This is a genomic window from Skermanella rosea (assembly GCF_016806835.2).
In the GTDB taxonomy this organism is placed as follows: domain Bacteria; phylum Pseudomonadota; class Alphaproteobacteria; order Azospirillales; family Azospirillaceae; genus Skermanella; species Skermanella rosea.
In genome coordinates this window covers 4,705,565-4,718,801 of the sequence record NZ_CP086111.1, presented here as the reverse complement: position 1 = coordinate 4,718,801, position 13,237 = coordinate 4,705,565, and the positions used below count along the sequence as shown (strand labels likewise).

The window sequence follows — 13,237 nt, the reverse complement described above, 5'->3', positions numbered from 1 at the left end:
TTTTCCGCGAAACCGCCATCATGCTCCGCAGCCTTCTCCGTCCGGCCGCCCTCGTCCTGGCAGCCACCCTCGCCCTGGCGGCCTGCCAGTCGACGCCACCGCGCCAGGCGGCCCGCCAGATCAGCTTCGCCGACGCGGCCCCGATCTCGTTCGACGTCGCCACGGTAGAGGTCGTCCAGCAATACCAGCCGCCCCAGGTGCAGCCAAACGTCGACCATCTGGCCCCGGTGCCCCCGTCCGACGCGATCCGCCGCTGGGCCAACGAGCGGCTGCGCGCCATGGGCGGCAGCGGCACGCTGCGGGTGATCATCAAGGACGCCAGCATCGTCGAGACCGGCCTGCCGCCGACCACCGGCCTGCGCGGCGCCTTCACCACCGACCAGTCCGAGCGCTACGACGGCAAGCTGGCGGTCGATCTGGTCGTGGACCAGCCGTCGCGCCGCTTCCACGGCTACACCGGCGCCGCCGTCGCCCGCACCATCAGCGTGCCCGAGAACATCTCCCTCCAGGGCAGGGACGACGCCCTGTTCGCCATGGTCGAGCGCATGATGACCGAGCTGAACGCCAAGCTGGAGGAAGGGGTCTACGGCAACCTGTCGGCGGTGACGCTGCGGTAGCGGGGTAGCTGCCGACCTACCGGGCCGTCGCCCTCGACGGTGCCAGCTGCGCCGTCAGCCCCATCGCCTCCAGCGCCACCGCCGCCGGGTTCTCGCCGGCCTCGCGCAGCCTGGCGACGGCGGCGTGCCACAGCAGGTCGTTCAACTCAGCCAGCACGGGTTCGCCGGCGCAGCGCCGGGCCAGGAAGTCGGGGTCGAACAGGCGACGGCGGTCGTCCCCGGTCCAGTGCCGGGCCGGGGCGGCGTTCAGCTCGATGCGGCGCGCCAAGCGCGCCAGCGTCTCGACGAAGCGGGTTTCGCGGGTCCCGTCGGTGAAGTTGCCCGCCGCCGCCAGGCGCAGGCATTCATCGAGGTCCAGGCGTTCGTTCAGGCGCGGCCCGAGGGCCAGGACCATCAGGGCGATCCGGTCCGCGTCCCGTGCCGCCATCAGGCCGGCGGCCACCTCGGCAAGCGGCGGCTCCGCGACGGGGCGGCGCCGGAAGAGTCTTATCGGCATGGCTCATCCCTCCAGGAGAGGGCAAACTTACCGCCGCACCCCCGCCCGGGCCGACGTATAAATCATACGACCGGTTCTTCGGCTCCGGGCGGCAGGGAGACGATGCGCGCCTCGGGCACGCCGCGCCGCAGGTCCTCCAGCGGCAGCGTGGTGACCATCCGGGCGAAGCGGCCGTCGCTCAGCCGGACCCGCTCCCACAGCCACATGCCCGGACCCATGCGGATCACGCCCGAATGCTTCAAGTCGGTCCAGCCGGCGACGGGACGGGCGACCGGTTCGTACCAGCCCAGGTCCCCCAGGCGCGCCTCGCCGTCGCGGATGCCGTCGGACGCGAAGGGCCACAGGGTCTCGCCGTAGAGGTCATGGGCGTCGTTCTCCCACTCCCGCCGGCGCCCCTGGGACACGGCCAGCAGCCGGTGGCTGACGTCGCAGACCAGGTGGACCCGCAGGGCGGAGGTTTCCACCAGCCGCTTCAGCATGGCGTCGCCCGCCGGGTTCAGGCGCGCCTCCAGCAGGGGCAGCAGCTGCGCCGCCTGCTCCGGCGTCGGCCGGTGCCGCCCGGATTCCCAGCGCGACACGGTCGCCTGGGTCACGCCGGCCAGTTCGGCCAGGTGTTCCTGCTTGATGCCGTTCAGCCGGCGGAGCCGGCGCAGGGAGCGTCCGAATTCCAGCATTTCCTTGATCCTGCCAGGGACGGGGGCCAGGAAGGGGGGAACTGTATCCCCATTCCCTCACTGGCGCCAGAAGGCCGGGGTCAGCAGGACCAGCACGGTGAACAGCTCCAGCCGTCCCATCAGCATCCCGGCCGACAGGACCCATTTGGCGGCGTCGGGCAGAGGCGCGAAGGTGCCGCTCGGCCCGATCACCGGCCCCAGGCCGGGGCCGACATTGCTGATCGCGGTGGCGGCGCCGCTCATCGCCGTCATGTAGTCCAGCCCCAGCAGTTGGAGCGACAGGGACAGCGCCACGAAGCACAGGGCGTAGAGGAAAAAGAAGCTCATCACCGACACCGAGACCGCCTCCGGGATCGGCTTGCCGTTGTAATAGGCGATGAAGACGCCGTGCGGCTGGATCAGCCGCCGCATCTGGGCGTCGGCGGTGGCGTAGAGCACCTGGAACCGGAAGATCTTGATCCCGCACGAGGTGGACCCGGCGCAGCCGCCGACGAACATCAGGAAGAACATCAGCCCCGCGGCGAACGGTCCCCAGGTCCCGAAGTCCGACGTCGCGTAGCCCGTCCCGGTGATCACCGACACGACGTTGAACGACGCCAGCCGCAGCGCGGCAAGCGGTTCGTAGTCGCGCTCGATCCACAGGTGCGCGGCCATGATGCCGATCGCTGCGGCGACCACGGCGGCGAACCACTGGACCTGCCGGTCCGCCAGCAGGGGCCGCGGGTCGCCGCGCAGGGCCCGGAGGTACAGCACGAAGGGCAGCGCCCCCGCCAGCATGAAGACGATCCCCACCAGCTCGATCAGCGGATCGTCGAAGAAGGCGACCGACGCGTCGGCGGTGGAGAAGCCGCCGGTCGCGATGGTGGTCATGGCATGGGCGAAGGCATCGAACCAGCCCATGCCGGCCAGCCGGTAGCCGACCGCGCACAGCGCCGTGAAGCCCAGGTAGATCAGGCCGATCCAGCTCGCCAGCTGGGCGGCTCGCGGCAGTACCTTGTCCGATTTCTCCGACGATTCCGTTCGGAACAGCTGCATGCCGCCGACCTGGAGCATGGGCAGCACCGACAGCGCCAGCACGATGATGCCGATCCCGCCCATCCACTGAAGCAGAGCCCGCCACAGCAGGATGCCCGGCGGGGCCGAGTCCAGCCCGACGATCACGGTTGCGCCGGTCGTCGTGATGCCGGACATCGCCTCGAAGAAGGCGTCGGTGTAGCTGAGCCCCATCTCCGCCAGCATCAGGGGTACCGCGGCGAAGGCGGCGGTCACCACCCAGGAGAGCGTGGTCAGCAGGAAGGCCTGGCGGATCGACAGCGTGAATTCGGGCATCCGGTTGGTCAGCAGCAGGGACACGCCGACGAACAGGGTAAAGGCCGCCGAGATCGCGAAGGTCTGCCAGTCCGGGTGCCCGACCGACAGGTCGGCCAGCATCGGGACCAGCATGCTGAAGGCCAGCGTCGACAGCAGGATGCCGAGAACGAAGAAGACGGGGCGATAATCCAAAGGAAAAGGCCAGGGTCCGGAATGGGAAAAGGGCGCCGCGTCGCCGCGGCGCCCTCATCATACTGCCTTATGCCTCTGGGATCAGCCGCCGATGCCGTTGCCGGACGGGCTGCCGATCATGGCCAGGAATTCCCGGCGGGTCGACGGGTCCGTCCGGAAGGCGCCCAGCATCCGGCTGGTCACCATGTTGACGCCGGGCTTGTGGATGCCGCGGGTGGTCATGCACTGGTGCTCGCCTTCCAGCACGACCGCGACGCCGAGCGGCTGGAGGACCTCCTCGATCGTGTTGGCGATCTGGGAGGTCATCTTCTCCTGGATCTGGAGGCGCTTGGCATAGGCCTCGACCACGCGGGCCAGCTTGCTGATGCCGACGACGCGGTGATTGGGCAGATAGGCCACGTGCGCCTTGCCGATGATCGGCACCATGTGGTGTTCGCAGTAGGATTCGAACCGGATGCCCTTCAGGACGACCATTTCGTCATAGCCGTCGGTCTCCTCGAAGGTGCGCTGGAGCAGTTCCACCGGATCGACGCCGTAGCCGGCGAAGAACTCCTCGTAGGACCGCACCACGCGGTCGGGCGTGCCCAGCAGGCCCTCGCGGTCGGGATCGTCTCCCGCCCAGAGCAGAAGGGTGCGGACGGCTTGTTCGGCTTCGGCACGGCTTGGGCGCGCAATCCCGGGGGCGCTGCGGCGATGGTGGGAAGGACCGCGGACGATGTTGTCCGTAGCCAGGGGCTTCGATGCACTCACGACGGGTACCTTTCGATGGTCGGCTCTGTCCCGGTTCGCTGTGTCGCGCACTGTCGTCCCCCGACCGTCGTGCGTGGGCGGGAACCGGTTCCGCTTGAACAGCGAAGTGGCGTGCCGTTCGCCCGATTCAAGATCGGCCGGTCGGCAGTCGCGCCGCTGTCCGGCGCAGGAGGGGTGGCTGCTAGTTGAGTTGGACAGTCTCGTGGGGGCTGTCCAGCGAGAAGGCCGGTATCGTCACGTCGAACTTCTCGCCGCGCGCGGTTTCCATCTGATAGCTGCCCGACATGATGCCCGAGGGAGCGGTCAACGGCGTGCCGCTGGTGTATTCGAAGCTCTCTCCCGGTTCCAGGACGGGCTGTTCCCCGACGACGCCGGCTCCCTGCACCTCCTGGACCCGGCCGAACCTGTCGGTGATCCGCCAGTGGCGGTTGCGCAGCTGAACCGTCTCGCCCCCGGTGTTCTCGATCCGGACATGATAGGCCCATACGAAATGGTGTTCCGCCGGCGAGGACTGTTCCTCCAGGAACGTCGGCTTGACGGAAACCCTGATCGAGCGGGTTGTCTGACTGTACATGGCGGGCTCGCGACCGGGCGTCGGTTGTATCGAAATGGCAGCGAAACAAAAATTACTCCGTGCTTTCCTCCTTGTCCAGGAGCGTATCCATCCCGTTTCTACGCTCCTTTGCGTTTACGCCCGCTTAATAACGTACCCCCATATGCGGTCGTCGGCGTATCGGGCTCCGCCGCGCCGAGATCGACGACCGGCCCGTCGGCCTCCTCCGCGTCGGCCGGGTCGTGGGTGACCAGCAGGGTCGGCAGGCCGCGCCGCCGCGCATGATCGAACACCCAGGCGCGGAACCGGCCGCGCAGGGCGGCGTCCAGCTTGCCGAAAGGTTCGTCCAGCAGCAGGGCCGACGGCTCCGCCAACAGGGTTCGCAGCAGGGCCACGCGGGCGCGCTGTCCGCCCGACAGGGTCGCCGGGTCGCGCCCGCCGAAGCCGGCGAGGTCGGCCTCGTCCAGCGCCCGATCGACCACGGCCCGCCTCCCGGCGCGTCCCCGGACGGCCGGCGGCAGGCCGAACGCCAGGTTCTCCGCCACGCTCATGTGGGGGAACAGCAGGTCGTCCTGGAACAGGATGCCGACCCGGCGCCGTTCCGGCGGCAGCCCGGCCAGGTCGGCGCCGTCCAGCACCACCCGTCCGGCGGCGTCGAAGGCGGGGTCCAGGGTCCCGCACAGATGGGCCAGCAGGCTGGACTTGCCGCTTCCGCTCGGCCCCATCAGCACGGCGACCCGGCCGCCCCGGATGGTCAGCGACAGCGGCGCGAACAGGTCCCGTCCGCCGAGCTTGAGCGTCACCCGGTCGAGTTCCAGCCAGTGTTCCTCATCCGCTCCCAGGGGCGGTCCCAGGCCCGCCCTCATGCCCGTCCTCCCGTTCCGCTTCCGAACCGGCGCGCCCGCCCGACCAGTCCCGGCGCCAGCAGCGCCAGGGCGAAGGCGGCCAGGGGCAGGGCGGCCTGGGCGAAGCCGTAGACGCCGATCAGCCGGCGGTCCGCCCCGGCCGCCAGCCCGACCGCCTCGGTGGTCAGCGTCGGCAGCCGGCCGGCCCCGGCGAACTGGGTCGGCAGGTACTGGGCGACGCTGACCGAGAAGCCGATCGCCGCCGCCGCCAGCACCGGGCGCAGCAGCAGCGGCAGCTTGACCCGCAGGAAGACCCGAGCCGGCGAGGCGCCGAGGCACGCCGCCGCCCGCGCGTAGCGCTCGTCCAGCGCCCGGTAGGGATCGGCCAGGGTCAGGAACACGTAGGGCAGCACGAACAGCAGGTGGCTCCACACCAGGGCCGGCCAGGTGCCGTCCAGCCCGGCCGCCACCAGCAGCACCTGGGTCCCGAACAGGAAGCCGATCTGCGGCACCAGCAGCGGCAGGTAGAGCAGCCACAGCCCGCGGGCCGAGGGCCGAAGGCCGGACCTCTGCTCGTTCTCCAGGCAGCCCAGCACCAGCACCAGGGCGATCCCGGCGGCGGCTAGCCCGGCCGTCAGCGTCGTCCAGGCGGGACCCGCCAGGGCGGGCAGCGCCCGTTCCCAGGTCTCCAGCGTCCAGCCGCCGGGCAGGGCGTCGGGAAAGCGCCAGCGCGACGCCACCGACCACAGGCCGAGCCCGACCGAGGAGCCGACCGCGACCGCCACCACCCCGGCGGCCAGCCCGGCCGAGACCGCCCGCGCCGCCCGCCCGGAACCGCCGCGCCGGCCGGACACCAGCCAGCCCCGGCTGGCCCGCCCGGCCGCGACCTCGGCCAGGCGCCACAGGGCGATCATCGCCGCCACCAGGACCAATTGCAGGCAGGCGCCCGCCGCCGCCTGGTACCGCAGCGCCAGGTCGGGATCGGAGAACCAGCGCAGCACCAGCACCGCCAGCGGCGGCGGCGTGCCCGGCCCCAGGATCAGCGCCACGTCCACGACCGACAGGGAGAAGGCCAGCACCGCGTAAACCGGCAGCCGGACCTGCGCATAGACCAGCGGCAGCACCACTTTCAGCCAGGCCGTGACCGGGCCGTACCCCATGCTGCGGGCGACCGTCAGCGCCTTGTCCGCCGGCGTCTGGCCGAGCGCCGCGACGACCATCAGCATCAGGAACGGCACCTCCTTGACCATCAGCCCCAGCACCAGCGCCAGTCCCCAGGGATCGTTGACCAGCGCCAGGTCGGGCGGAAAGGTCCAGCCGGTCGCCCAGGGCGACAGCAGCCGCGCGACCCAGCCGCTGGGCGCCATCAGGAAGGCCAGCCCGATCGCGAAGGCGGCGTGGGGCAGGGCCAGCAGGGGGGCGAGCAGCCGCCGGAAGGCGGAGAAGGTGCGGGTGCCGTGCCACGCGGCGCAGAACCACAGGGCGATGGCGAAGGACAGCAGCGTCGCCGCCAGCCCCGTCCCCGCGGACAGCAGCACGGCCCCGCCCAGCCCCGGCGCCGCCAGCAGCCCGCGCCACGGGTCCAGCGTCGGCTCGGTCCCGCCCAGCGCGGGCAGGATTCCGAAGGCCGGCGCCCAGGTGCCGGCCAGCCCGGCGGCGATCGGCCCGAGGAACAGGACGAGCGTCACCGCCGGCACGGCTTCCAGCCGGCTGCGCCGCCGCCGGCCCGCTGCGGGGGCAGGGGCGTCGGATGCGGCGGGAGCGGTCGCGATGTCGATCCGTTCGCCTGTCGTCATGCCTTGGTTCGGGTCCTTTCAGCCGTGCCGGACGGTATCCCAGGACAACCCGCGAGTCAGTCGGAAGTCATGGATGTTGCGTACCGATCACGCCGGTTTGATCGATGTAGGGCCATGATGTCCCATGACGAATTTCCTGCTTTAACCGGAAGGGGGGTGGTGTTATATCCAGCGTCCCTTGAAACTGTATGGGTAACCCCAGCCCCATGTCGCCCCAGCACGCCCTACGACGACGAAGGATGCCGACTTGCGCTCTCGCAAGCGACGCAGTCCTCACGCCGCGTGCTGATGCCCATGGGACGGCAGGCTGACCCCCTGAGTTTCCCTCCCCGGCATCGGCGGCACGGCGTTACAGCCTCTCTGCCCACTTCCTGCCGCCGGGATCACAAGCCTCAATGAACATTGCGATCGAGCAGCCGCATCACGCCGCCGCCATCGACACCCTGCTGGACCTCTCCTTCGGCCCCGAACGGGCCGGCAAGACCGTTTACCGCCTGCGCGAAGGCGTCGATCCCGTCCCCGGCCTGTCGCTGGTGGCGCTGGAGGACGATGCCGTCGTGGGCACCATCCGCTACTGGCCCGTCCTGATTGGCGGCGTCACGCCGACCATCCTGCTCGGCCCCATCGCGATCGCGCCGCACATGCGGAGCGGCGGCCTGGGCGCCCAGATGATCCGGCAGAGCCTGAACCGGGCCTCGGCCGCCGGCTGGCGCAGCGTCGTCCTGGTCGGCGACGCGCCCTACTATGGCCGCTTCGGCTTCACCCGGGACCTGACCCTCTCCATGAGCCTGCCCGGCCCGGTGGACCTGGACCGCTTCCTGGCGCTGGAACTGGTGGAAGGCTCGCTCGCCGGCGTCTCCGGCCTGCTGACCCGCTGGCCCGCCGAACCCGAGCCGATGCTGGCCCCGGAAATCGCCGCCCGCCAGGGCGTGGGCGCGCCGGCCTATGCCCGGGAGTGGCGGCTGCTGAACGCGCCGGCGTGAGAGCGCGGGGCTGCGTGAGGGTCTGTACGAGGGAGTGAATCGCCGCCTTGAATCGGGGGCGGCGATGCCCTATAAACAGGGGCGTCGCGGGTGTAGCTCAATGGTAGAGCAGAAGCTTCCCAAGCTTACGACGAGGGTTCGATTCCCTTCACCCGCTCCAAGCCCAGACTCCTCAAAATCGATATTTTGCAGATTTGGCTCATCCTGTGTTCCGGGGTGACGATCTGCAATGAAGCGATCGGAGCGCCCAGGAGCGCCTTCCCCTTCTTCGGACATTATGGGTGAAGTGGAAGAGGCCAGGTTGGATCGGGAAGGCGAATTTCACGCCGAACCCCTACACGCCGATTTCCAGCACCAACCTGTCGAACGTCAGCCGTGGGCTGATCCGGCCCCGCTCACCGCGATCAAGTTCGATCAGTCCGTAGCCGGCCATGGTTTTGAGGGTGCGGGACAGGTTTGACTTCTTCCGACCGCTCTCCTTTGCCAATTCGTCCAGCGAGGCCGGGCGCGTCGCTGCGATCTGGCGCAGAAGCGTCCGGTTGTCTTCCGACAGCACCTTGGCGAGGGAATCCATGGAGGTGAACCAGACCTTGGGCTCGTCGGGGCCGGGACGAAGCTCGCCCCGCGCAATAGCCATGGTGCGGGCCTTCATCTGCTCATAGCTGGCGATACCGATGCGAAGCGTGGTCATCACAGCACTCCTCGTTCCTTCAATATCGCATCCACCTCCGACCAGAAGTCCTTCAGGAGGTCGGCGGCGCTGGTGTAGTCGTAGGGACGTACCGTGTCGTGTCGATGCCGATGATCGTTCGCTGATCCGGCCCCTCCCTTGCCTCGCCGATGCGCGCGGGACACCGGATGGGCGTTCCGGGCTTGGCGGCACCCGATGGACGACGAACTTGACCCAATGCCCGCCCTCGGGATCGACCACCAGGATTTGGCCGTCGAGCAACAGTAGATCGTCAAGGCCGACATCCTCCTCAGCCATCACCCGCTCCATTATGGTTATGAGAGACTGATAACACAAGAATTCCATCACCAGCCGGTCAAACCAGTATGTCGATAGGACCATCCAACCCTGAGCGTGGCGCTCCTTCCGGGATGGTTCAAGCTGTGCAGGTCTGGATGAGATACCCCGATGACGCTTGGCCATCCGAGTATCATTGAGGAGTTGATCAAAGATACATAGGTATTGATTTCCCCCGCCTACCTCAGGGACTCTGAAGCGCAAGGTAAAGCTTGAAAGGTAAAATGAAAAAGAATGAATTTTGAAGTTGCAGGCGTTGGCACGATTTGATGCCCGCCTCCCTCACACCGTAATCCCGGGGAGTCCCCGCGGCCCAACGCCGCGCTCCTCCCCAGGACTACCGCTTCCGCCCCGCCCCGACCGCTACACGATCCGCCGCACCTCCACCGGGAAGGCCACCACCCGCGACGTGTCCGCGAAGTTGGCGACATCGTCGAGCGCGGCCTTGCCCTCCGGGGAGGCGAAGCCGGCCTGTTGGGCGTCGGCGCTGTCGAAGGTCAATTCGGCGATGCCGTCCACCGGCACGTTGCCTTCGGCGTCGGGCTGGACGTGCTTCTGGACATAGCCGCGCAGCCCGGGGATCTTCGCCGCGATCGGGCCGTGAACGTCGTGCCAGTAGGTCTGGTACTGCTCGGTGGTGGTGCCGGGCTTCCGGTAGAGCAGCAGGGCCAGCGTGAACATGGGTCGATTCCTCCCGATTCGTGATTGGTTGTTATTGTCGTGTCCGCACGGTGGCGGCGACCGCGATTCCTGTCAATCGGGACTAAAGCAGCATCGCCGTAGGCACCTACCAGACCTCCGTCTTCAGGGCGCCCGGCATCAGGGCGTTGCCGCTGGCCTCGAACCGGGGCCGGCCCCGCTCTTCCGACGCCTCGTAGTCGGCCAGGGTCGCGAAGGCCCATTTGGACAGCATCAGGATGGCTCCCAGGTTGACCAGCGCCATCAGGCCCATGGCGACGTCGGCCAGCGCCCAGACGGTCGGCAGTTCGCCGATCGAGCCGCCCAGCACCGCCAGCACCGCGACGATCCGGAAGATGTTGAAGGTGCTGATCCGGGCGCCCAGGAAGGTCATGTTGCCGTCGGCATAGGCGTAGTTGCCGATGATCGAGGAAAAGGCGAACAGGAAGATCACGAAGGTCATGAACAGGCCGCCGGCCGTGCCGAACTCCTCCGCGATCACCGACTGGGTCAGGCTGGCGCCCGCCATCTCGGTGGCGCCGGTCACGTCGTACTGGTTCGACAGCAGGATGATGAAGGCGGTGGCCGAGCAGATCACGATGGTGTCCACGAAGACTCCCAGCGCCTGGATGAAGCCCTGGGTCGCGGGATGGTGCGTCGTCGCGGTGGCCGCCATGTTGGGGGCGCTGCCCATGCCCGCCTCGTTGGAGAACAGGCCGCGCTTCGCGCCGTTCATCAGCGCCACCGTCAGCCCGCCGAAGGCCCCGGCCGCCGCTTGGTCCAGCCCGAAGGCGGAGCGGACGATCAGCATGAACATGTCGGGCACCCGGTCGATGTGGATCGCCAGGATCAGCAGCGCCAGCGCCACGTAGGCCAGCGCCATGACCGGCAGCATCCATTCCGCCACGCGGGCGACCGAGCGGATGCCGCCGAAGAAGATCGGCGCGCAGATCAGGGCCAGCGCCACGCCGGTCACCCAGGTCGGCACCCCGAAGCTCTCGCCCAGCACGTCGGCGATGGTGTTCGCCTGGACCGCGTTGAAGGCCAGCCCGAAGGTGAAGATCAGCAGGATCGCGAACACGATGCCCCAGGCCCGGGAGCCCAGGCCGCGCTGGATGTAATAGGCCGGGCCGCCGCGGAACGTGCCGTCCGGCTGCGGCACCTTGTAGAGCTGGGCCAGGGTCGCCTCGACGAAGGCGGTCGCCATGCCCACCAGGGCGACGCACCACATCCAGAACACGGCGCCCGGCCCGCCCAGGGTCAGCGCGATCGCGACGCCGGCGATGTTGCCGGTGCCGACGCGGCTCGCCATGCTGACGCAGAAGGCCTGGAACGGCGATATCCCACCGCCCTCGCAGTGGCGGGAGCCGGACATGACGCCGAACAGGTGGCCGAACCGGCGGAACTGCACGAACCTGGTCTTCACGGTGAAGTAGATCCCGGCGCCGATCAGCACATAGATCAGCAGGTAGCCCCAGATCACGGTGTTGAGTGCGCCGAGCACGGCATCGACACTTTCCATGGCAGGCCTTTCAGGTTTGGGCTCGAATCAGCGTTGCGGTCGAAACCCGCAGGGCAGTCGGGGAGGGTTCTTCTTGAAGACTGAACGCACGATCGTGCAAAAGGTTGGAGGCCGGCTTCGGGGCCGGGATCTTCCAGAGGAATATGCGACGATGGCGAGGGCGACGATGGCGACGAAAACCGCTCTGCTTGGAGCAGGGCTCCTGACCCTGCTCGGAACCGGCCTCTGGCCCGCGGCGGCCGGAGCGGCCGAGTTCCAGCTGCGCATCCTGCACGTCAACGACGTGCATGCCCGCTACGACCAGGTGACCTCCTCCGGCGGGTTCTGCACGCCGAAGGACGAGTCGGCCGCCAAGTGCGTCGGCGGCGCCGCCCGCCTGCAGACCAAGCTCCGGGAGCTGCGCGGCGACAATGCCCTGTTCCTCGATGCCGGCGACCAGTTCCAGGGAACCCTTTTCTATACCCATTTCAAGCACGGCGCGGTCCAGACGGTGCTGGGCATGCTGAACCCCGACGCCCAGACGCTCGGCAACCACGAGTTCGACGACGGCCCGGCGGGATTGCGCCCCTATCTGGACGCGGTGTCCTGGCCGGTGCTGAGCGCCAACCTGGACAGCTCGCGCGAACCCGGCCTGGAGGGCCGCTACAAGCCGTCCACCGTAGTCGAGAAGGGCGGGCAGCGGATCGGAATCATCGGCCTTACCACGTCCGATACCCCGATCACTTCCAGCCCCGGCCCCACCGTGGCTTTCCGCGACGAGGCCGCCGCCCTGGCGCGGGCGGTCGCCGACCTGAAGGCGCAAGGCGTCGACAAGATCATCGCGCTGACCCATGTCGGCTATGCCGAGGACCAGGCGCTGGCCGCGGCGGTGGACGGCGTGGACGTTTATGTCGGCGGGCACAGCCACAGCTTCCTGGAAACCGGCAACGACAAGGCCGCCGGTCCCTATCCGACCGTCGTAACGACCCCGTCGGGCGCCCCGGCGCTGGTGGTGCAGGCGGGCTCCTACGGGACCCATCTCGGCCGGCTGGACGTCACCTTCGACGCTTCCGGCGTGCCCACGGCCTGGACCGGCGGTCCGGTGGCCTTGGGAGCCGAGGTAGCCCAGGACCCCGCCGTGCGGGACAAGATCGTCCAGCTCAACGTGCCGCTGGCCCAGCTCCGCGGCCAGCCCGTCGGCGAGGCCGGGGTGGAACTGGTCGGCACCAGCGACGCCTGCCGGTTCGGCGAATGCAACCTGGGCAACCTGATCGCCGACGCGATGCTGTGGGCGACCCGCGACCAGGGGACCCGCATCGCGGTCCAGAACGGCGGCGGCATCCGGTCCGGCATCCCGGCCGGCCGGGTGACCATGGGCCAGGTGATCGAGGTGCTGCCCTTCTCCAACACCCTGGCGACGTTCGAGATCAGCGGCGCCGACCTGCGCGCCAGCCTGGAGGGCGGGGTGTCCAAGGCGCACGACAAGACCACGTCGGGCACCGGGCGTTTCCCGCAGGTCGCCGGGCTGCGCTACGCGTTCGATCCCGCCAAGCCCGAGGGGGAGCGCATCCGGTCGGTGGAGGTCCGCGAGCCGGACGGCAGCTTCCGCCCGCTCGACCCCGCGGCGACCTACAAGGTCGCGACCAACAATTTCGTGCGGGCGGGCGGCGACGGCTACGGCCTGTTCGCCAAGGCCGCCGACGCCTATGATTTCGGCCCCAACCTGGAGATGGTGGTCGCCGAATACATCAAGGCGAACGGCCCGGTGGCACCGCAGGTGGAGGGGCGCATCACCCGCGCGCCGTGACCCCCGG

Annotated in this window: 13 protein-coding genes and 1 tRNA gene; 4 read left to right on the top strand and 10 right to left on the bottom strand. The window is 69.0% G+C overall.

Translation table 11 applies throughout. The features are described 5' to 3' along the window. Positions 1-20 precede the first annotated feature (20 nt). A complete protein-coding gene (locus JL101_RS22125; RefSeq protein ID WP_203096271.1) occupies positions 21-617 on the top strand; it encodes a hypothetical protein in 597 nt (198 codons plus the stop codon). 16 nt (positions 618-633) lie between these two features. On the opposite strand, the gene JL101_RS22120 is transcribed toward JL101_RS22125, so the two are convergent. The 7 genes from JL101_RS22120 to JL101_RS22090 all read right to left on the bottom strand — a co-directional run bounded on the left by JL101_RS22120 (position 634) and on the right by JL101_RS22090 (position 7,234). Continuing rightward, positions 634-1,113 (bottom strand): hypothetical protein, encoded by a 480-nt coding sequence (locus JL101_RS22120; RefSeq protein WP_203096273.1) that lies wholly within the window; start codon positions 1,111-1,113, stop codon positions 634-636. Between the two features lie 62 nt (positions 1,114-1,175). After that, the gene (locus tag JL101_RS22115; protein WP_203096275.1) at positions 1,176-1,787 is read right to left on the bottom strand and encodes a helix-turn-helix transcriptional regulator; all 612 of its coding nucleotides are present in this window, start codon (positions 1,785-1,787) and stop codon (positions 1,176-1,178) included. A gap of 57 nt (positions 1,788-1,844) precedes the next feature. Further along, complete coding sequence (locus JL101_RS22110) at positions 1,845-3,290, bottom strand: TrkH family potassium uptake protein (RefSeq protein WP_323374679.1); 1,446 nt, start codon at positions 3,288-3,290, stop codon at positions 1,845-1,847. 81 nt (positions 3,291-3,371) lie between these two features. After that, positions 3,372-4,007: a GTP cyclohydrolase I FolE gene (gene folE / locus JL101_RS22105; RefSeq protein ID WP_228435521.1), complete on the bottom strand. Its 636-nt coding sequence runs from the start codon at positions 4,005-4,007 to the stop codon at positions 3,372-3,374. Positions 4,008-4,221: 214 nt separating this feature from the next. Further along, entirely contained in the window at positions 4,222-4,614 is a 393-nt protein-coding gene (apaG, locus tag JL101_RS22100; protein WP_158046969.1) for a Co2+/Mg2+ efflux protein ApaG, read from the bottom strand. Positions 4,615-4,712: 98 nt separating this feature from the next. After that, positions 4,713-5,459, bottom strand: coding sequence for an ATP-binding cassette domain-containing protein (locus JL101_RS22095; protein WP_203096279.1), 747 nt, complete (start codon positions 5,457-5,459; stop codon positions 4,713-4,715). Continuing rightward, on the bottom strand, positions 5,456-7,234 hold the full coding sequence (locus JL101_RS22090) for an ABC transporter permease (protein ID WP_203096282.1): 1,779 nt from the start codon (positions 7,232-7,234) through the stop codon (positions 5,456-5,458). The genes JL101_RS22095 and JL101_RS22090 overlap by 4 nt, the downstream gene beginning before the upstream one ends. A gap of 395 nt (positions 7,235-7,629) precedes the next feature. Here JL101_RS22090 and JL101_RS22085 point away from each other — a divergent pair, with 395 nt between their 5' ends. Further along, entirely contained in the window at positions 7,630-8,217 is a 588-nt protein-coding gene (locus JL101_RS22085) for a GNAT family N-acetyltransferase (RefSeq protein ID WP_203096284.1), read from the top strand. Positions 8,218-8,303: 86 nt separating this feature from the next. Next, positions 8,304-8,377, top strand: a tRNA-Gly gene (locus JL101_RS22080). Positions 8,378-8,551: 174 nt separating this feature from the next. Here the strand turns inward: JL101_RS22080 and JL101_RS22075 are convergent. The 3 genes from JL101_RS22075 to JL101_RS22065 form a co-directional block, all read right to left on the bottom strand. After that, complete coding sequence (locus JL101_RS22075) at positions 8,552-8,908, bottom strand: HVO_A0114 family putative DNA-binding protein (protein WP_203096286.1); 357 nt, start codon at positions 8,906-8,908, stop codon at positions 8,552-8,554. Between the two features lie 699 nt (positions 8,909-9,607). Next, positions 9,608-9,925, bottom strand: coding sequence for an EthD family reductase (locus tag JL101_RS22070; RefSeq protein ID WP_158046965.1), 318 nt, complete (start codon positions 9,923-9,925; stop codon positions 9,608-9,610). A gap of 106 nt (positions 9,926-10,031) precedes the next feature. Then, a complete protein-coding gene (locus JL101_RS22065) occupies positions 10,032-11,444 on the bottom strand; it encodes an alanine/glycine:cation symporter family protein (protein ID WP_203096288.1) in 1,413 nt (470 codons plus the stop codon). 166 nt (positions 11,445-11,610) lie between these two features. On the opposite strand from JL101_RS22065, the gene JL101_RS22060 reads away from it, so the two are divergent. Further along, entirely contained in the window at positions 11,611-13,230 is a 1,620-nt protein-coding gene (locus JL101_RS22060) for a bifunctional metallophosphatase/5'-nucleotidase (protein ID WP_203096290.1), read from the top strand. Positions 13,231-13,237: the final 7 nt, after the last annotated feature.

What these genes read in the sequence shown, in the direction of transcription:
- JL101_RS22125 (WP_203096271.1), top strand. Translation starts at nt 21, where the DNA reads ATGCTCCGCAGCCTTCTCCGTCCGGCCGCCCTCGTCCTGGCAGCCACC.
- JL101_RS22120 (WP_203096273.1), bottom strand. Translation starts at nt 1,113, where the DNA reads ATGCCGATAAGACTCTTCCGGCGCCGCCCCGTCGCGGAGCCGCCGCTT.
- JL101_RS22115 (WP_203096275.1), bottom strand. Translation starts at nt 1,787, where the DNA reads ATGCTGGAATTCGGACGCTCCCTGCGCCGGCTCCGCCGGCTGAACGGC.
- apaG (WP_158046969.1), bottom strand. Translation starts at nt 4,614, where the DNA reads ATGTACAGTCAGACAACCCGCTCGATCAGGGTTTCCGTCAAGCCGACG.
- JL101_RS22095 (WP_203096279.1), bottom strand. Translation starts at nt 5,459, where the DNA reads ATGAGGGCGGGCCTGGGACCGCCCCTGGGAGCGGATGAGGAACACTGG.
- JL101_RS22090 (WP_203096282.1), bottom strand. Translation starts at nt 7,234, where the DNA reads ATGACGACAGGCGAACGGATCGACATCGCGACCGCTCCCGCCGCATCC.
- JL101_RS22085 (WP_203096284.1), top strand. Translation starts at nt 7,630, where the DNA reads ATGAACATTGCGATCGAGCAGCCGCATCACGCCGCCGCCATCGACACC.
- JL101_RS22075 (WP_203096286.1), bottom strand. Translation starts at nt 8,908, where the DNA reads ATGACCACGCTTCGCATCGGTATCGCCAGCTATGAGCAGATGAAGGCC.
- JL101_RS22070 (WP_158046965.1), bottom strand. Translation starts at nt 9,925, where the DNA reads ATGTTCACGCTGGCCCTGCTGCTCTACCGGAAGCCCGGCACCACCACC.
- JL101_RS22065 (WP_203096288.1), bottom strand. Translation starts at nt 11,444, where the DNA reads ATGGAAAGTGTCGATGCCGTGCTCGGCGCACTCAACACCGTGATCTGG.
- JL101_RS22060 (WP_203096290.1), top strand. Translation starts at nt 11,611, where the DNA reads ATGGCGACGAAAACCGCTCTGCTTGGAGCAGGGCTCCTGACCCTGCTC.